Genomic DNA, 19,066 nt, shown 5'->3' on the forward strand with positions numbered 1-19,066 from the left:
CTTTGCCGGCGCTTCAATGGAAGTCGTTCGTGAGTGCCCCGGCCGGTTGGTCGGGGCGGACCATGGCGGATCCGGCCGGGGGCGGCTCAGGCAGACATCAGTCGTCGACTTTTTCGTTGCCCTCGTCCGGGCCTTCCAGTTCCATTTCCAGAACCTTGCCGGACATGGCATCGACGACAACTTCCATCTCCTGGCCGTCCAGTGAGACTTCGACCTCGATCTCTCGGTCTTCGGTCTCGATTTCCTCCACGGCGTAGCCTTCAGAGGTCAGTGCCGAGCGGATCGCGTCTTCGGTTGTTCCGAGCGTGTCGCCCACGCTGACGGCAGCCAGCGCAAGACCCATGCTCGCCAGAAGACCGGACCCGGCAAACAGTATCAGAGCCGGTGATTTGAAAGAGAGTTTCATAAGAAAAAGTCCTTTGACTGTTGGGAGGTCAGATCGACAACGGACTGGCCGCCGTCTTCCCCAATCTGGCGACCGGAGGGGCCGGCCCGCTATCCGCCAAAGGCTTATAAATCCGCTTCTCAACCAAGGTTTATGCCGGTTTACCGAGTGTTCTGGGGTCGCTGGGAAGCCAGACCTCGCTTCAGAAACTCCCGCGACTTTCCCAGAGCGTCTTCTTGTCGCCTTCCTCGGCGGCGATGCTGAAGTTGCTGCCGGAGGCTTTCCGCTGCAAGGCGTTGGCTGCGGCGCGCGCATAGTCGAAGATCAACTGGTCAAGCCGGGCGGACTTGCCGTAGCGGGGCGCCTTGGGCCCGCCGCCTGCCAGCGTGATCGAGCCGTCGTCGATCCGGGTGATCGGCTCGACCTCCTGGAAGGGAAGTCCGGTGCTCTGGTCATAAAGTTTGAGACCGGCAATGAACTGGGCGTTGTCAGGCCTCTTCTTGCCATTGACGGTCAGCTTTGTGCCCGTCAGCTGATAAAGGCTCATGCGGCTTCTGATGAAAACGGACTTGACCGTAACGACGGCCCGGACGGGCCGGGTGCCCGTAAACAGGGGTGTCAGCGCTTCTTCCACATAGGGCCTGACATTGGCGGCGATCGCCTTTTCCAAGGCCGCTTGTTTGGCCCGACCATTGACGACGCCAACGCGCGTGCCCAGGGTCTCGACCGCCGATCCACCCGACACGGAGCCGCTGATTTCCGCATCGAGTTCGCCGACAAGCAGGGGCCGTTCGGCGTTGGAGAAATCCACATCGACCTGGGCAAGGTGAATTTGGGAAAGATAGCTTGGTTGCTGCGCCACTTGCGTCCCGGATGAACTCTGGCAAGCCGCGACAAGACCGGTCAACAGGACCATCATGGAGACCACGAGGCCCTGTCTCACAACTTCATTTGCCCGCATTTGCTGTCTTTCCCCCAACCAGACTGACTTCAGGGCTGAGTGTTAACAGGTTCGGGCCGGATCAGAAACAGCCCAAGGCGGTGCCGGTCGAACACCTGAAACGAGCGATGCGGCGATGGAACGGGGTCGAAGTCGGTGGCGGGGGCGGTCCTGCTCAGCTTTCGCGCAGAGGCAAGGCCACCGTATCTTTCACCGTGTTGACGACGATGCGGGACTGCACATCGGACACGAGCGTGTTGTCCAGCAGTTTCAGACGCAGAAAATTGTCGTAGGCCTTGATATCGTCGGTGACCACCTTGATCAGGTAGTCGACGGCGCCGGTGATACGCTCGCAGGTGACCACTTCCGGCCAGTGGTGGACAAGCTTGTCGAAAGTTTCCATGTTGTCACGGCTTGGAACGGCAAGCTTGACGAAGGAATAGGCCACGAACCCGAGTCCGACGGATTCGCGGTCGATAATGGCGGTGATTTGCCGGATGATGCCCTGTTCTTTCAAACGCTTGATCCTGCGCCAGCAGGGCGTCTGGCTCATTCCGGCTTCCTTGGCGACTTCGGCGATGGAGAGCGAGGCATCCCGTTGCAGGACGCGCAGCACGCGCACGTCGGACGGGTCGAGAAGATATTTATCAGTCATTGGTCATTTTGGGAATTTTTATGCTGCCATTGGGTGAATGTTCGTGACGATAGCACAGAAATTGCCCGGGAAAAGGATGATATTGCTTTGAGAGGGAGGGCCGTGCGCGGCGGCCCCCAACGCATCGGTTGAGGAGGAATTCGGATGAACGTGCATATGCCAACCGTGACCCTGGAAGACAAATATGTCGCCATGGAGGGACGGGTCTATCTGACGGGCATACAAGCGCTGGTCCGGCTTGCTCTCGACCGCGCGCGGCTGGACCGGCAGGCGGGCCTGAAGACCGGCGGTTTCATTTCCGGCTACCGGGGATCTCCGCTGGCGGGCTACGACACGGAACTGATGCGGGCCCGCGGTCATCTCAAGAGCCATGATGTCGTGTTCAAGCCGGGCGTCAACGAGGAGCTCGGCGCCACCGCGGTCTGGGGCAGCCAGAAGCTGCGCGGGGAGGGCGGTGTCGGCCGGCCGACCGCCTATGACGGCGTCTTCGGCATCTGGTACGGCAAGTCCCCGGGGGTCGACCGCGCCGGCGACGCCCTGCGCCAGGCGAACGCCTCCGGCACGGACCGCAACGGCGGCGTCCTGGCCCTGGCCGGCGACGACCATCTGGCGAAATCCTCGATCCTGCCGGCGCAGAGCGAGTTCTTCTTTCAGCACGCGGAAATGCCGGTGCTCAATCCGGCGGATATCCAGGAAGTTCTCGACTACGGTCTGCACGGGCTGGAAATGTCCCGCTTCACCAGCTTGTGGACGGCGCTGATCTGTGTCGCCGACACCATGGATGCATCCGCAACCATCAATATTGCCCCGGACCGGCTGCGCCTTGTGCACCCGCTCGAAGGCGATCCGCGCAAGGACTATCGCCAGAACCGCGATCTTCTGCTCGGCAACCGGCTGGAGACGGAACGCCTGGTGCGCGACCTGCGGGTCCCCGCTGCCCAGAATTACGTTCGCACCAACGGGCTTGACCGGGTGGCCTTCGGCGCGCGCGGGCAGGCCAAGTTCGGCATCGTTGCTTCGGGCAAGGCCTATCGCGACCTGCTGCAGGCGCTCGACCTCATGGGCGTCACCGAAGACATGGCCCGGGCGCTGGGCCTGTCCGTCTACAAGGTCGCCATGACCTGGCCGCTCGAGCCGCTCGGCCTGCGCGAGTTTGCCCGCGGCGTCGAGAGCCTGCTCGTTGTCGAGCACAAGCGCGCGTTCATGGAAACCCAGATCAAGGAGATTTCCTATCACTGGCCCGAAATGAGCCGGCCCGAGATCTGGGGCAAGCGCCGCCCGGATGGATCGCCCTTCCTTTCAGACGTGCTCGAACTGTCGGTTGCCGAACTGATGGAAGGTCTCATGAAGTGGCTGCCGGAAGAAGTTGTCACCGAGGAAATGCGGTCCGTTGCCAACCGGATGAACAAACAGGCCATGTGGGCCCAGGGCCATGCGGAACGGGCGGCGCGGATACCCTATTTCTGCTCCGGCTGCCCGCATTCCACCTCCACGAGCACGCCGGAAGGCGCAAGGTCGCTGCCGGGCATCGGCTGCCACGCGATGACCGAAATGGCGGGGCGCACGACCGAAGGGCAGATCGCCATGGGCGGCGAGGGCATCCTTTGGGTCGGTCAGCAGCCGTTTTCCGGCGACACCCATGTGTTTGCCAATGTCGGCGACGGCACCTATTTCCATTCCGGTATTCTGGCGATCCGTCAGGCGCTGGCATCCAATGTGCCGATTACCTACAAGATCCTCTATAATGACGCGGTCGCCATGACCGGCGGACAGAAAGTGGACGGCCAGCTGAGCGTGCCGCAGATCACGCGTCAGCTCGAGGGCGAAGGGGTCGAGCGCATCGCGATCGTCTCCGAAACTCCGGACCTGTACGGTTCCTGGTCGCCGATCGCACCGGGCACCAAAGTGTATCACCGCGATGAACTGATGGACGTTCAAAGGGAGATGCAGGAGTTTCCCGGCGTGTCCGTGATCGTCTACGATCAGACCTGCGCCGCCGAAAAGCGACGCCGGCGCAAGCGGGGCCAGTTTCCCGATCCCGACAAGCGGCTTTTCATCAACGACCGGGTCTGCGAAGGCTGCGGCGACTGTTCCGTGCAGTCCAATTGCCTGTCGGTCGAACCGCTGGCGACGCCGTTCGGCGAAAAGCGGGTCATCAACCAGTCCAGCTGCAACAAGGATTTTTCCTGCATCAAGGGTTTCTGTCCCTCGTTTGTCGAGGTTGAGGGCGCCGCGCTCAGGAAGCCGAAAAAGGCGGAGGTCGATATCGACGCGCTTGTGGCCGGTCTGCCGCTGCCGGAACAGGCACCGCTTGACCGGACCTGGAACGCACTGGTTGCGGGGATCGGCGGCATGGGCGTGACCACGATCAGCGCCGTCCTGGCGATGGCCGCGCACGTCGACGGAAAGCAGGCATCGACGCTCGACATGACCGGCCTGGCGCAGAAGGGCGGTCCGGTGACGTCCCACGTGCGGTTCGCCGCGCTGGACAAGTCGATCGAAGGTCCGCGTGTTCCCGCGGCGAGCCTCGACCTGCTGATCGCCAGCGACATGGTGGTGGCCGCCAACGCCGACCAGCTCGCGCTGGCCCATCGCGGCCACACGCTGACCGTTGCCAACACCAAGGTGGCTCCCACAGCCGAGTTTGTGATCAAGCAGACCCTGTCCTTCGACGAGAAGCGAATGGACCAGTCCCTGCGCGAGGCATCCGGCAGTTATCTTCCGCTGAACGCGGCCGATGTGGCCGAGAAACTCCTCGGCGATGCCATCTTCGCCAACATGCTGCTGGTCGGCATGGCCTATCAGAGCGGCGCTCTGCCGGTCTCCGACTACGCCATCGAGACTGCGCTGGAACTCAATGGCGCCGCCGTCGGCAACAACATCAAGGCGTTCCGTGCCGGCCGGGTACTGGCGGCCGCACCGGACAAGCTGATGGCTGCGCTGCCGGCGCAGGCCAGTCCCCGGAGCTTCACGCTTGACGAGAAGGTCGCGTTCAACACGCGCGAACTGACCGCTTATCAGGACGCGGCCTATGCGGCGCGCTACGCCGATCTGGTCGCCAGGGTGAAAACCGCCGACGAGACGCACGGCCCGGGGACGCTGCGCCTGACCCGGACGGTGGCCGACATGCTTTTCAAGGTGATGGCCTACAAGGACGAATATGAAGTCGCACGGCTCTACTCGGATCCGGCCTTCCGGGACAAGCTGCTGCAGCGGTTTGAAAATCCGGGCAAGGTCAAGGTGCACCTGGCGCCGCCGATGCTTGCCCATCGCAAGGATCAAAAGACCGGTCGGCCGGAGAAAATCGCCTTTGGGCCCTGGATCTTCAGCGCGTTCCGTCTTCTTGCCCGGTTCAAGGGCGCCCGCGGCAATTGGTATGATCCGTTCGGGCGCACCGCGGAACGCAAGGCCGAACGGGCTCTTGCCACACAGTACCAGGGTGATGTCGCCGAAATCCTGAACCGGCTGACGGACAGCGATTACGGCCTGCTGGTCGAACTGGCCCGGGTGCCCGATCTTGTGCGGGGCTTCGGCCCGGTAAAGGAGGGCACTCTGGCAAAGGCTTCGGAAAAGCGCAGCCAATTGCTGAGCAGGCTGCATCGCAGCAATGACGGCAGCGACGACAAGAGCAGCTCCAAGGAGTTTCTGGCCGCAGCGGAGTAGATCTCAGTCGGCAGGCTGGCGTTTGGGCGGTCCGACCGGCGTTCCACCCGGCAATGTCGGGTGGAACGCCAGCCACGGACCTTCGAACCGTGGCGGGCGGCGGCCTCTATCGTCCAGGGTGGCGTGCAGCAGGCCGGTGTCGCCGAGCACATCGGCAAGGAGAGCCCGGGGAAGCCGTTGCCGGACCTGCCGCTTGCCGATGTTCTTTCCCATGAGTTGGCGGAAAGCGCCGGTCAGACGCCGAATGATGCTCTTCGGAATGGACACGGGCGAAACGGACACGGAAAGAGACGGCTTCGATGAGGTCCGGCGGTCCATGAGGGTCTCCTATAAAGAAGAATATTTCTTTCTTTATGTGCGGCGACGCAGGAGATCTGCAATATAAAAAGGAAAATATTTTTAAATGCGTCGCATTTTCATGCCGGAGGTGTTGGATCGGGATGTGGCGGGCCGCATGTCATCGGCAAAATCTTAAATTTCGGCCGTGCAGGCCCTGAAAGCGGGGAGTAAAAACGCTCATATGCAAAAATTATCAATCTAATTCACCCCGGGCACGGTGCTCCGGTTTGAGGGATGATTTGGAAAAGGGATATAAAATTCAGTTATTTGATGCGATCAATCTTGAAGAGGCGAGAATTCGTCGAAAGTTTTAGACAAACACAATTACATTCTCGAAAAGCGTGTTTCGACCTTCTTTAAGTCTCCTGTTCATTTTCGATAGCACCGCCGGATCGGCTTAATTTTGACAATTGGTATCGAAGAATGACTGAAGCGTTGAAAACAGAACTGGTGAACTTCTCGGAGCTGACCGGCGAAGCTGGCAGCGCCCGGAGGGCCGAACTGGCCCGCCATGTCGCGACACTGTTCGCCCTGACCTCCGACCGTTGTTCGGATGAACAGGTCGATATCTACGATTCCGTTTTGCTGCGTCTTGTCGACATGGTCGAGGGCGAAGTCAGAAGTTACGTGGCAGATCAGATGTCCAGCTTGCGCCGGGGGCCGGAGGAAACGATCCGCCGCCTTGCAGACGACGACATCGACGTTGCCGAGCCGATCCTGCTGCGGTCGACCGTCCTGCGGGACGCCGATCTCATCAAGATCGCGGAAAAGCGGGGCGATGCGCACCGGTTCGCGATTGCCCAGAGGGAAGTGCTTTCCGAGGAGCTCACCGACGTTCTGGTGCGGCGGGGCGACCTCAAGGTGAAGCGCAAGGTCGCCGGAAATGACGGCGCCAGCCTGTCGAATGCCTCGATCATGGCGTTGATCAGCGACGCGGCCTCGGACGCCACGCTGCAGCTCTCCCTGAGCGAACGCGCCGATCTGGCCGAGGCGCATATTGCCAGCCTGGTCTCGGTGGCCAGCGAGGAAGTCCGCCGGAAGCTGCATGCGTCCGGCCGTGGACACGAAGCCGAGCGCGTGGAGGAGGCCGCAGAGGTCGCCGCGCAACGCATGTCGAACCAGTACTGGCTGGGCCGCTACGATTTCGAAACCGCGCGCAGCCGGGTTCTTCTGCTTGCCAAGCGCGGCATGGTCAACGAGGCCGCGCTTCGCCGGTTCGCGTCGGAAGACCGGTTCGCCGAGGCGGTCGCGACCTTTGCCTGGCTCGCACGCTGCGGCGTGGAGGAAGTCAGCCACTGGATGGTGCGTCCGGACCCGGAGCCGTTCGTGATCCTTGCGAAGGCGTCCGGCCTGTCGTCGATCACCGCGGGCTCGCTCCTGTCCATCGGTCCCTGGCGCCATCGTCTGACGCCTGAGGTCCGCGGCGAGGCCATGGGCATGTTCGAACGCATGAGTATTGCGGACGCCAAGCGCAAGATGGCGCATTGGAACCACGAAGTGTTGCACTGAAATCCCAGGATGGCGCATCCTGTCACCTGAAGCCCGGCTCGATGAGCCGGGTTTTTTTGTTCGGTATGGGCGGTGCGGGTTCCTTTCAATCGGAACGGAACCGTGGCAAGAATGACGCGGAAATCTTGTACGAGCAGACGTGGAGTCCTCATGCGCCGTAGCTACTGCCCGCTTCGTCCGTCCCGTTCGGACCTGACCCGCCTGCTCGGAAGTATTGGCCTTGTTGCCTGCGTGATTGCCGGCGCGCTGTTGCTGTCTTCAGCGCAGGCACCCGTCATGGCGCAGGGCGTCTCCGCAATCCTGTCCGGTCTGGCCGAAGCCGACGGGGAAAAGACAGAGCCCGCGGCCGGAACAACCGAGGACGCAGCCGGGCAGGCCGATGGCGCAGCCGGGCAGGCCGATGGCGGTGGCAAGGGGGCTGGCGAGAGCGGAGACGGCGAAGGGGGGCTTCTCCGGTCGGTTGACGATTTCGCCGACGATGCCGTCGAGGCGCGGAATGTCCTGAAATCCATCGTGAGGCAAATTCCGACGATCCACGCCACCATTCTGACCACTCTCAGGGCCGAAGGCGAGGACCGGGGATTGAGCTGGATCGGTGCCGCCCTGATCGATATCGGGATTGCGGCGGCGATCGGGATTGCAGCCTCCGTCATGCTGGGACGCTGGGGCCGGCACATGTTCGCCTCCCTGTTCCGCACCGACGTCTACTCGCGCGCTGACAAGATCATCTACCTCTACCTGCGCGCGCTGCTCATGATCGTCGGCGTGATTCTGTTTTTCGGCGTCTCGGTGGCTGTCTACCTTCTGATCGGCACGGGCCTGGAAGCGGCCAACGAGACGGCGATGGTGGTGTTCGGTGTCGTCTCCGTGTTCCTGGCGTTGCGGATAATCTGGCTCAATCTGTTCGCGCCGGACGCGGCAAGTCACCGGTTGCCGGCCTTGACAGACGGCGAGGCGAAAGGGCTCTACAGAAGCCTTCTGCTCGGATCCGCGATCTCCCTGTTTGCGGTCGCCTTTTGTCTGTGGATGGATCGCCTTGGCTTGAACCGGGACGCCCACAAGGTCGCGCTGATCGGCGCGGCCGCCCTGTCGACGGTGGTCTTGAGCGTCATTGCGTTCGCTTTCCGCCGGACCGTGGCCCGTTTGATCAAGGGCACTGGCGATGCACCGATGTGGCGCAGGGTGCTCGCGGGGGCGTGGCACTATATCGCCATCTTCTATTTTGTCCTTGCCTGGGGCATTTCCGCGGTGCGGATCCTGCTCGATCTGCCGGATGCGACGGGACTGGTCGCCGCGCCGCTCGAGGTGTTGTTGCTGGCTGCGGTGGTCTATGGGCTGCTGATCCTGATCATCGACCGGGTCCTGCTGCCCCGGCTGGACACGCCGGCGGCCCGGGAGCGGATCGTCGAAGACATCCAGCGTGCGGAAGAAAGCGAAGGCGGCGTGCTGGATCAAGAAAGCGCGCGGGCACAGGCGCAGGCCGAGGCGACGGAACGCGAGGCCATGCGGTCGCCGTTCCGGGATCTGTTCGACCGCGGCGCCACCATTGTCGTCCTGTTCGGGGCAGTGGACATTCTGGCGAGCATGTGGGGCGTTCCGCTCGCGGGCAGCGGATCGCTGATCGGATCCTTCATCGAGGTCCTGCTCGTCGTGTTCCTTGGCTACATGGCCTATGAATCGGTCAAGATCGTCATAGACAGGCAGATCGCCAAGGAAACGCCGGCGGAAGCCGATGAGGAAGCGGAAGTCGGCGGGGCCGGTGAAAGCCGGATCGCGACCTTGCTGCCGATCTTCCGGAATTTCCTGCTGATCACCATTGTCGTCATCGCGGCGATGGTGGTGCTGGCGGAACTCGGCGTGAACATCGCGCCGCTCTTTGCCGGTGCCGGTGTTGTCGGTCTGGCGATCGGTTTCGGCGCACAGACCCTCATCCGGGACATCTTCTCCGGGGCTTTCTACCTGATCGACGATGCCTTCCGGAAAGGGGAATATATCGACATCGGCAGCGCCAAGGGCGTGGTCGAGAAGATTTCGATTCGCTCCATGCAACTGCGCCACCACCGCGGTGCGCTGACTACGGTTCCCTTCGGCGAAATCCAGCAGGTGGAGAACTTCTCGCGCGACTGGGCCGTCATGAAGCTGGCCTTCCGGGTCACCTACGACACGGATGTCGAGAAGATGCGCAAGATCATCAAGACGTTCGGCAAGGAGCTTCTGGACGACGAGTATTTCGGTCCGATGTTCCTGGCACCGCTCAAGTCCCAGGGCATCATGTCCATGGAGGACAGCGCCATGATCGCCCGGGTGAAATTCACCACCAAGCCGGGCAAGCAGTTCGAGTTGCGCAAGGTCGTTTATGCAGGGCTGCAGGACCTGTTCGAGAAGAACGGTATCAAGTTTGCCCACCGGCAGGTGACGGTGCGCGTCGCCAACCCGAACGACGGACCGGAAGATCAGGCGCCGGCCACCACCAATGCGGCAGCCGCTGCCGCTGCAGGTGCGGCAGCCGCCCGCATGCTGGACGATGAAGAAGGAGCGCAGTCGGGCGAGGCATCCGCCGATCAGCTCTGACGGCCCGCCGGCTGGACTGAAACAGGACGGTCATGCTGTCTTGGTGCCGGGAAGTGCCGGTGCCGCATTTCAGGGTGCCGTACGGATGGGGGGAAAGATGCTGAAACGTGGTTTTGCGGGACTTGTCGTGTTGCTGGGCCTTTGCCTGCCGGGCGCGGCCGGTCCCTTGCTGGACAAGGCGAACGAGGCCGAAACGGCGCTGAGCGCCGGAGAGGGCACCCGGGCCGTCCTGTTGATGCGAGAGGCTCTGTTCGAGGCCTGGCGCGCCGCGCCGCTCACCGTCGAGACGGCGATCTTCGTCGAGGCCCAGGCGGACGGCTACGGCATCTACACCGAGCGGGCAGACAACGTTTTTGCCGAGGGCGAGCCGCTCCGGATCTATCTCGAGCCGGTCGGCTTCGACTGGAAACAGGCGGAGGGCTTCCACACCTCGCTCCTGACCGTCGATTTCGATCTGACGTCGCCGGACGGCAAGGTGCTTGCCGGGCAGAAGGGCTTTGGCCGCTTCGAGTTCAAGAGCCATGTGCCCAACACCGAATATATGGCCAACCTGACGCTCAACGTGAGCGGGGCCGAAGCGGGCGACTATCTGCTGGTGCTGACCATCAATGACGAATACAGCGGAAGCTCTGCCAGGGTTCAGTTGCCCTTCGTCATCAAGTAGCGCCTGTCCCGGTCACGGCGGTGCCGGGTTCGAATTCGGCCGTGACCGCATGGACCTCGGCGGTGAAATCCGATATCGGTCCCGGCAGATAACTTGACGGGACCGGAATGCGGATCGGATTTCAGGCAGGCACACTCAACGAACGCGGCATGAGTGTCGCGCTTCACGACTATGCGCTCGGTGTTCAGAACGAGCTTGGCCATGAGGCATTCGTCTTTTACAGCCCGGCGAAAAGCACGCCTTCCGTGGTCGAGAAATTCGGGCAGTCGGTGACACTGGTCCCGGTTCAGCCGGGCGACGACAGCCGCCGGGTCAGCGACCCGTTCAAGCTCGATTTCTGCTATTACATCAGGGAAGGACGTGTTGCTCCGCTCGGCATCAGCGCCGAACGCTCCGGCGTTCACACCGTGTTTCGTCATTTCGAGCCCCATGGCGATATCTACGCCTATGTGTCGGAGTGGCTGGCCGACTGGATGAGCGGCGGGCTGGCGCCATTCGTGCCGCATATCGTCGATCTGCCGCTGTCGGATGACACCCTGCGCGAGACACTCGGCATTCCGCACGATGCCTTTGTGGTCGGCCGCTATGGCGGCCATGATCAGTTCAACATTCCCTTTGCCCGGAAGGCCGCCGGGGAAGCGCTCGCACGCCGGTCCGATCTGCATTTCCTATTCGTGAACACGGAAAAATTCATCGACCACCCACGGGCGCTGTTTCTGCCGCCGATTGTCGAAGCCCGTGAAAAGTCCCGTTTCATCGCGACGTGCGATGCCGGCCTCAATGCCAAGAAGATCGGCGAGAGCTTCGGTCTCGCCATCGCCGAATTCCTGATGGCCGGAAAGCCGGTGTTCAGCTGGGCCGGAGGCATGGACCGGAACCATGTTGTCATGACGCCGAAGCCGGACTGGATCTACCGCACGCGGCGGGATCTGCTGCGCCTGCTGACGGACTATACGCCCACGCATTCGGACGCGGAGCTGGCGCGCACCTCGGTGACGGATTTTCTGCCCGGCCCGGTGATGCAACGGTTCGACGAGGTGTTCCTGTCCGGCGCCGCACCCGCCGGGCCGCTCAAGCTGTCTCCGGTTTTCAGGGCAAGGCGTCTGGTTCAGGAAAAGGCTCTCAGGGCCAAATTCAGGCTCTGGAAGAGCCTTTAGGAAAATTCATGCAGCTTTACGACTGTTTCGTCTTTCACAACGAGTTCGACCTTCTGGAGATCCGCCTTCGGGAGATGGGCGATCATGTCGACAGGTTCGTGCTGGTGGAGGCCGACCGGACCCAGCGCGGCGGGGCCAAACCGTATTATTTCGCCGAGAACCGGGAGCGGTTCGCGCCCTGGGCAGACAGGATCATCGACCTGCAGATCACCTTTCCGGATGTTTTGCCGCCCGCTCTGGGTGTCTACAAGAACCGGCGCAGGGCCGACTGGGAGCGGGAGAATTACCAGCGCAACTGCATTTCCCGCGCGCTGGAGGCCTGCGTGCCCGATGATCTGATCCTGCTGTCGGATGTTGACGAGATCGTGCGCGCCGAGGTTCTGGAACGTGTTCTGCAAGACCGGCTTTACGAGGGAAGGCTGCTGGTGTTCGAGCAAAGCCTGCACAAGCATCACCTGAACAGGATTGTCCCGGACAAGACCTGGCTGCTCGGGTCCCGCATGATCGAGAACAGATACCTGACAACGCCGCAGCAACTGCGCCGCACCAAGGCCCGCATGACCAAGAAGTCCTGGGTGCCGGATGTTCTGGCACAACCCTTCCTGCGCAGCCGCAACAACAACCTGTCCGGCATCGGCCGGCCGGTGAAGATCATCCGGGACGCCGGCTGGCATTTTTCCTCCATGGGCGGCCTCGACGCCTTCCGCACCAAGCTGGACTCGGTCGTCCATGGCCAGACCGTCGACACGAGCGATATCGAGCAGCTGTATGCGCGCGAGCTGGAAGGCACCGCGCTCGTGCCCCGCACCGGCCTTCCTGCCTGCGTGCAGGGCGGGCTGTTCGATCACATGCTGGCGGCTGAGGATCAGCCCCTGTAGTATCGAATGGTGTTGATTATGACCCGACTGGCGGCCCATGTGCGCCCGCCGGCGGGCGCATCGTGTTGCTCGCCCTGTCCGATACACGCCGTCGCCTTGCGACACGCGTCTGGTGGAGTGTTGTCCACCCTTTGTCCGGCGTGTCGTGCTTTCGGGGCACATGCCACCGACAGTAAAACCGGCGGGATCGGAGACTTGCATTGCTGTCTCTGTTGATATAAACATATCTTTATATCGACATCGATGGCTGAGTGCATGACCGAAGAGCAGACCCTTTCCGTGGAAGACACCCTTGTGGCCTTGAGAGCTGTCGGCGAGACGACGCGCCTCAGGCTGATTGCCTTGCTTGCGGAAAGCGAGCTGACGGTCAAGGATGCCACGGCGATCCTGGGTCAGAGCCAGCCGCGCATTTCCCGGCATCTGAAGCTTCTGGCGGAAGCGGATCTGATCCGGCGGTATCCGGAAGGGTCCTGGGTCTATTACCGGCTGGCGGACGGGCCCGAGGGGCAACTGGCACGGGACCTTGTGGCCCGCATTTCCGGCGATGACGCCGTGCTGGCGGCCGATCAGGAACGCTTTCAGGCGATCCGCAAGGCCAAGGCGGAGGAGGCCGCGGCCTATTTCGCCGCGCGCGCGCTCACCTGGGACAGGGAGCGCTCCCTGCATGTGTCCGAAGACGCTGTCGAGGCAAGCATGCGGGCCGCCCTGGGCGACACGCCGTTCCAGTCCTTCCTTGACCTGGGGACAGGCACCGGGCGCTTGCTGGAGCTGTTCTCCGATCAGTACACGTCCGCATTGGGTATCGACGCCTCCCACGACATGCTGGCGGTGGCGCGGGCGAACCTTGCCAAGGCCGGTCTGACGAATGCGCAGGTGCGCCACGGCGACGTCTATGCCCTGAACGTGCCGCCACGTTCTTTCGACGTGGTGGCGATCCACCAGGTGCTGCATTTTCTGGATGAACCGGCACGGGCATTGTCCGAAGCCGCGCGGGCATTGCGTCCCGGCGGCCGCCTGCTGATCATCGACTTTGCCCCCCACGAACTGGAATTCCTGCGCGAGAAACATGCCCATCGCCGGCTCGGCTTTGGCCGCGACCAGATGGAGCGCTGGCTGGAAACCCATGACCTGGACCTGGAACAGGTGACCGACCTGGTTCCGGGAGACGACACCGACACCAATCTGACCGTAACATTATGGCTCGCGCGGGATCGACGCATCGTCACCGACTGGCCTGCCCGAGACACGTCCCGAGAGGTCGCCTGACATGACTGACACTTCCAACCGCCGCTCGCAGCAGGCCGCCGCGTCGCCGATCTCCGCGTCGTTCGAGTTCTTTCCGCCCAAGTCGGACAAGATGGCCGAGACGCTCTGGAACACGGTGCAGCGCCTGGCGCCGCTCGAACCAGCCTTCGTGTCGGTGACTTATGGCGCGGGCGGGTCGACGCGGGAGCGGACCCACAAGACCGTGGACCGGATCCTGAAGGAAACGGACCTGGCGCCGGCGGCGCATCTGACCTGTGTCGGCGCGTCGCAGGACGAAATCGATGCCATCGTCAGGGACTACTGGTCTCTGGGCGTGCGCCATCTGGTTGCCCTGCGCGGTGATCCGCTGGAGGGCATCGGCTCGCGTTACGTTCCGCACGAGACCGGCTATGCCTTCGCTTCCGACCTGGTCGCGGGCATCAAGAAGATCGCCGATTTCGATATTTCGGTCTCGGGATACCCGGAAAAACACCCGGAAAGCGGCAACTGGCAGGTCGAGATCGACAACCTGAAGCGCAAGGTGGATGCCGGAGCGGACCGGATCATCACCCAGTATTTTTTCGACAATGACCTGTTCGATGCCTATCTGGACCGGATCGCCGCTGCCGGGATCAACATCCCGGTCATTCCGGGCATCGTGCCGATCCACAATTTCGAGCAGACCATGGTGTTCTCCGCAAAATGCGGCACCTCGATCCCGCAATGGCTCGCCCGCCGGTTCGCCGGCCTTGCCAACGACCCGGAAACCCGCAAACTGGTCGGCGTCGCGATCGCCTGCGAGCAGGTCATGGATCTGGTCGACCGCGGTATCAGCGATTTCCACTTCTACACCATGAACCGGGCCGATCTGACTTACGCCATCTGCCACATGCTGGGCATGGGACAGCCCGTGCGGGAAGATCTGGCGGCATAAGGTTCCGGACGTCCGCCGCATGCTTTGTGGGGGGCACCTGCCGCTGAACTCTTGTGGGGTCCCCACCCCTGATTTCTTGTGTGGACCCCCACCCCTAACCCCTCCTCACAAGGGGGAGGGGGATCAGGCCTCAACTGCCGGGATGCGGCGTTCTTTTCAAAGGGGTGATTGAGCACCGCGTCGCGACGCATTCGGCGGAATTCCCTTCCCCCTTGTGGGGAAGGGTGAGGGATGGGGGTAAACGGCGAAAGCCGTAGCAAGATCGTTGCAGCCGGTGCGCGCGGCGTCCGCCAGGCTCCCGCCGCACACATTTAATTCAAGGGCGCTTCCGATACCCCGGCGCCCGAACCAAGAACAACGAACCAGACACTCTGGAAGGAAATACCCCGTGATCAAGTCCGACGCCTTCGAGCGCCTCCGTGATCTTGCAAGAACCCGCATTCTCGTGCTCGACGGCGCGATGGGCACGGAGATCCAGCTTCTGAAGCTGGACGAGGCGGCCTATCGCGGGGAGCGGTTCAAGGACTGGTCCAGCGACGTCCAGGGCAACAACGACCTGCTCAGTCTGACCCAGCCCGACGCCATCCGCCAGATCCATGTCGACTACCTGGAGGCGGGGGCCGACATTGTCGAGACCAATACGTTTTCCTCCACGACCATCGCGCAGGCCGATTACGGCATGCAGGAGCTGGCCTATGAGCTGAACTTCGAAAGCGCGAAACTGGCGCGTGAAGCCTGTGACCAGGTCACCGCCCGCGATCCGTCCCGCCCGCGCCTGGTCGCTGGCGCGCTCGGTCCGACCAACCGGACCGCATCGATTTCTCCGGACGTGAACAATCCCGGCTACCGCGCTGTCTCCTTTGATGATTTGCGCATTGCGTATGCGGAGGCCACGCGCGGGCTGATCGCCGGCGGAGCGGATATCATTCTGGTGGAAACCATCTTCGATACGCTGAATGCAAAGGCAGCCCTCTTCGCCGTCGAGGAAGTGTTCGAGGAGACCGGCAAGGCTCTGCCGGTGATGATTTCCGGCACGATCACGGACCTGTCGGGACGCACGCTCTCCGGCCAGACCCCCGAAGCCTTCTGGAACTCGGTGCGGCACACCAATCCGCTGACCATCGGTCTGAACTGTGCTCTCGGCGCGAAGGAAATGCGGGCACATGTGGACGAACTCGGGCGGGTGGCGGACACGCTCGTCTGCGCCTATCCCAATGCGGGCCTGCCCAACGAATTCGGGGAGTATGACGAGAGCCCGGAACACATGGCCGGTCTGATCGCCGAATTCGCCTCAGCCGGTCTGGTCAACATGGTCGGCGGCTGCTGCGGCACAACGCCGGCCCATATCAGGGCGATCGCCGAGGCGGTCGCGGACAAGACACCGCGCGAAATTCCGCAGATCGAGCGGCACACGCGGTTGTCCGGGCTCGAGCCCTTCGTGATCACGAAGGAAACGAACTTCGTCAATGTCGGCGAGCGCACCAACGTCACCGGCTCTGCCCGCTTCCGCAAGCTGATCAAGGAAGGCGATTTCGGAACCGCGCTGAACGTTGCCCGCCAGCAGGTGGAAAACGGCGCCCAGATCATCGACATCAACATGGACGAGGGCCTGCTTGATTCCGAGGAAGCCATGGTCACCTTCCTCAATCTCGTCGCCGCCGAACCGGACATCGCCAAGGTGCCGATCATGATCGACAGCTCCAAATGGACGGTGATCGAGGCGGGCCTCAAATGCATCCAGGGCAAGGGGGTGGTGAATTCCATCTCCATGAAGGAAGGCGAAGAGGCGTTTATAGAACAGGCGAAGCTGGTTCGCCGCTATGGCGCGGCCGTCGTGGTCATGGCGTTCGACGAGACCGGCCAGGCCGACAGTTTCAAGCGCAAGACCGAAATCTGTGCCCGATCCTACAAGCTGCTGACGGAAGAGGTCGGGTTTCCGCCGGAAGACATCATCTTCGATCCGAACATCTTCGCGGTGGCAACCGGTATCGAGGAACACAACAATTATGGCGTCGATTTCATCGAGGCGACCGGCTGGATCCGCGAGAATCTGCCCCATGCACATGTCTCGGGCGGCGTCTCGAACCTCAGCTTCTCGTTCCGCGGCAACGAGGCCGTGCGCGAGGCGATGCATTCGGTATTCCTGTATCATGCCATTCAGCGCGGCATGGACATGGGCATCGTCAATGCCGGTCAGCTCGCGGTCTACAACGATCTGGACACCGAGCTGCGCGAGCTGTGCGAGGACGTGGTCCTGAACCGGCGCGACGATGCCACCGACCGGATGCTGGAGGCGGCCGAGCGCTGGAAAGGCGAGGGCGGTCAGAAACGGGAAGCCGATCTCACCTGGCGCACCTGGGGTGTTGCCAAGCGCCTGGAGCACGCTCTGGTCCATGGCATCGCCGATTACGTGGAAGAGGATACGGAAGAGGCGCGACAGGCCTTCGACCGGCCGCTCCACGTCATCGAAGGGCCGTTGATGGACGGAATGAACGTGGTCGGCGACCTGTTCGGCTCTGGCCAGATGTTCCTGCCGCAGGTGGTCAAATCCGCGCGCGTCATGAAGCGGGCCGTCGCCTATCTGATGCCGTTCATGGAAAAGGAAAAGCTGGAGCAGGGGCTGTCCGGCTATTCTTCCGCCGGCAAGATCCTGATGGCGACCGTGAAGGGAGATGTCCATGACATCGGCAAGAACATCGTCGGCGTCGTGCTCCAGTGCAACAATTTCGAAGTGATCGATCTCGGCGTGATGGTGCCGGCTGCAAAGATCCTGGAAACCGCGCGCCAGGAAAAGGTCGACATCATCGGTCTGTCCGGCCTGATCACTCCGTCACTCGACGAGATGTGCCACGTGGCCGCCGAACTGGAACGCGAAGGCATGGATGTGCCGCTGCTGATCGGCGGGGCCACGACCTCCAAGATCCATACGGCGGTGAAGATCCATCCCAATTACGCGCGCGGCCAGGCGATCTATGTCACCGATGCCGGCCGGGCGGTCGGCGTTGCCTCGAAACTGATGAGCGAAAACGGCCGCGATCCCTATTTTTCCGACATCCGCAGCGAATATGTCGATATCGCCGCAAAGCACGCCGCCGGACGAGGCGGGCAGAAACGCACGGCCCTTGCGGCCGCGCGCGCAAACGCGTTCAGGTCCGACTTCGCCGGGAAGCCTCCGGTTGCGCCGAAGACCTCCGGGCTCTCCGTGTTCGATGACTTCCCGCTGGAAGATCTGGTGCCCCTGATCGACTGGACGCCGTTCTTTGCCACATGGGAAATCAAGGGACGCTATCCGGCGGTCCTGACCGACAACCGCTACGGCCCTGCCGCGAAGGCGCTTTATGACGATGCCCGGCGGATGCTGGACGAGATCGTCGAGGGAAAACTGCTGACGGCGCGCGGTGTCGCCTCGATCTGGCCGGCCAATGCCGCCGGTGACGATGTCCGGATCTTCATGGATGAGAGCCGGTCACAGGAACTGGCGACCTTTCACACGCTGCGCCAGCAGATGGCACGTACGGCGGGGGGGCGCGCCAATGTCGCGCTCAGCGATTTCGTCGCGCCCGAGGGCAGCGGTGTCGATGACTGGGTCGGCGGTTTCGCCGTCACGGCGGGACATGGCGAGGACGAACTGGCGGCCCGATACGCCCGCGAAAACGACGACTACAACAAGATCCTGTCCCAGGCGCTGGCGGACCGGCTGGCCGAGGCCTTCGCCGAAAAGCTGCACCAGATCGTGCGCAAGGACCTGTGGGGCTACGCGGCCGATGAGACGCTGTCGGCCGAGGACATCATCGCGGAGAAATACCAGGGCATTCGTCCTGCCGCGGGATATCCGGCCCAGCCTGATCACACCGAGAAGGATACCTTGTTCCGACTGCTCGACGCAGAGCGGCTGACCGGCATCCAGCTCACCGAAAGCCGGGCGATGCTGCCGGGCTCTTCCGTCTCCGGCCTCTATTTCAGCCATGCCGACAGCCATTATTTCGGTGTCGGCAAGATCGAACGCGACCAGGTGGAAGACTACGCGGCACGCAAGGGCTGGGATCTGGCCTACGCGGAACGCTGGCTGGCACCGATCCTGAATTACGATCCGGCACGTGTGGAGGCCGCAGAGTAGTCCCGACTT

Annotated in this window: 13 protein-coding genes; 9 read left to right on the plus strand and 4 right to left on the minus strand. The window is 62.5% G+C overall.

From position 1 onward, the window contains the following. Positions 1–97: 97 nt before the first annotated feature. The 3 genes from WNZ15_RS06855 to WNZ15_RS06865 all read right to left on the minus strand — a co-directional run bounded on the left by WNZ15_RS06855 (position 98) and on the right by WNZ15_RS06865 (position 1,980). Entirely contained in the window at positions 98–406 is a 309-nt protein-coding gene (locus tag WNZ15_RS06855) for a PepSY domain-containing protein (RefSeq protein WP_342892216.1), read from the minus strand. 181 nt (positions 407–587) lie between these two features. Next, positions 588–1,346 carry a hypothetical protein gene (locus WNZ15_RS06860; RefSeq protein WP_342892217.1) on the minus strand — a complete coding sequence of 253 codons (759 nt, stop codon included), beginning with the start codon at positions 1,344–1,346 and terminating at the stop codon, positions 588–590. A gap of 154 nt (positions 1,347–1,500) precedes the next feature. Continuing rightward, positions 1,501–1,980 carry an Lrp/AsnC family transcriptional regulator gene (locus WNZ15_RS06865; protein WP_342892218.1) on the minus strand — a complete coding sequence of 160 codons (480 nt, stop codon included), beginning with the start codon at positions 1,978–1,980 and terminating at the stop codon, positions 1,501–1,503. A 144-nt stretch (positions 1,981–2,124) separates the two neighbouring features. Between WNZ15_RS06865 and WNZ15_RS06870 the strand changes: the two genes are divergently transcribed. Further along, the gene (locus WNZ15_RS06870) at positions 2,125–5,643 is read left to right on the plus strand and encodes an indolepyruvate ferredoxin oxidoreductase family protein (protein ID WP_342892219.1); all 3,519 of its coding nucleotides are present in this window, start codon (positions 2,125–2,127) and stop codon (positions 5,641–5,643) included. Between the two features lie 3 nt (positions 5,644–5,646). Here WNZ15_RS06870 and WNZ15_RS06875 read toward each other — a convergent pair whose 3' ends face one another. Continuing rightward, positions 5,647–5,961: a hypothetical protein gene (locus WNZ15_RS06875; protein ID WP_342892220.1), complete on the minus strand. Its 315-nt coding sequence runs from the start codon at positions 5,959–5,961 to the stop codon at positions 5,647–5,649. A 444-nt stretch (positions 5,962–6,405) separates the two neighbouring features. On the opposite strand from WNZ15_RS06875, the gene WNZ15_RS06880 reads away from it, so the two are divergent. From WNZ15_RS06880 to metH, 8 genes are all read left to right on the plus strand, one after another. Further along, positions 6,406–7,491, plus strand: coding sequence for a DUF2336 domain-containing protein (locus tag WNZ15_RS06880; protein WP_342892221.1), 1,086 nt, complete (start codon positions 6,406–6,408; stop codon positions 7,489–7,491). A gap of 150 nt (positions 7,492–7,641) precedes the next feature. Beyond that, on the plus strand, positions 7,642–10,062 hold the full coding sequence (locus WNZ15_RS06885; RefSeq protein WP_342892222.1) for a mechanosensitive ion channel family protein: 2,421 nt from the start codon (positions 7,642–7,644) through the stop codon (positions 10,060–10,062). A gap of 97 nt (positions 10,063–10,159) precedes the next feature. Beyond that, positions 10,160–10,726 (plus strand): hypothetical protein, encoded by a 567-nt coding sequence (locus tag WNZ15_RS06890; RefSeq protein WP_342892223.1) that lies wholly within the window; start codon positions 10,160–10,162, stop codon positions 10,724–10,726. A gap of 107 nt (positions 10,727–10,833) precedes the next feature. Continuing rightward, positions 10,834–11,883, plus strand: coding sequence for a hypothetical protein (locus WNZ15_RS06895; protein WP_342892224.1), 1,050 nt, complete (start codon positions 10,834–10,836; stop codon positions 11,881–11,883). A gap of 8 nt (positions 11,884–11,891) precedes the next feature. Further along, entirely contained in the window at positions 11,892–12,761 is an 870-nt protein-coding gene (locus WNZ15_RS06900) for a hypothetical protein (protein ID WP_342892225.1), read from the plus strand. Between the two features lie 255 nt (positions 12,762–13,016). After that, positions 13,017–14,027, plus strand: a complete 1,011-nt coding sequence (locus WNZ15_RS06905) for a metalloregulator ArsR/SmtB family transcription factor (protein WP_342892226.1) — start codon at positions 13,017–13,019, stop codon at positions 14,025–14,027. A 1-nt stretch (position 14,028) separates the two neighbouring features. Beyond that, a complete protein-coding gene (gene metF, locus WNZ15_RS06910; RefSeq protein WP_342892227.1) occupies positions 14,029–14,940 on the plus strand; it encodes a methylenetetrahydrofolate reductase [NAD(P)H] in 912 nt (303 codons plus the stop codon). Between the two features lie 388 nt (positions 14,941–15,328). After that, the gene (metH, locus tag WNZ15_RS06915) at positions 15,329–19,057 is read left to right on the plus strand and encodes a methionine synthase (protein WP_342892228.1); all 3,729 of its coding nucleotides are present in this window, start codon (positions 15,329–15,331) and stop codon (positions 19,055–19,057) included. Positions 19,058–19,066: the final 9 nt, after the last annotated feature.

Source organism: Roseibium sp. AS2, assembly GCF_038900065.1.
Taxonomy (GTDB): Bacteria; Pseudomonadota; Alphaproteobacteria; order Rhizobiales; family Stappiaceae; genus Roseibium.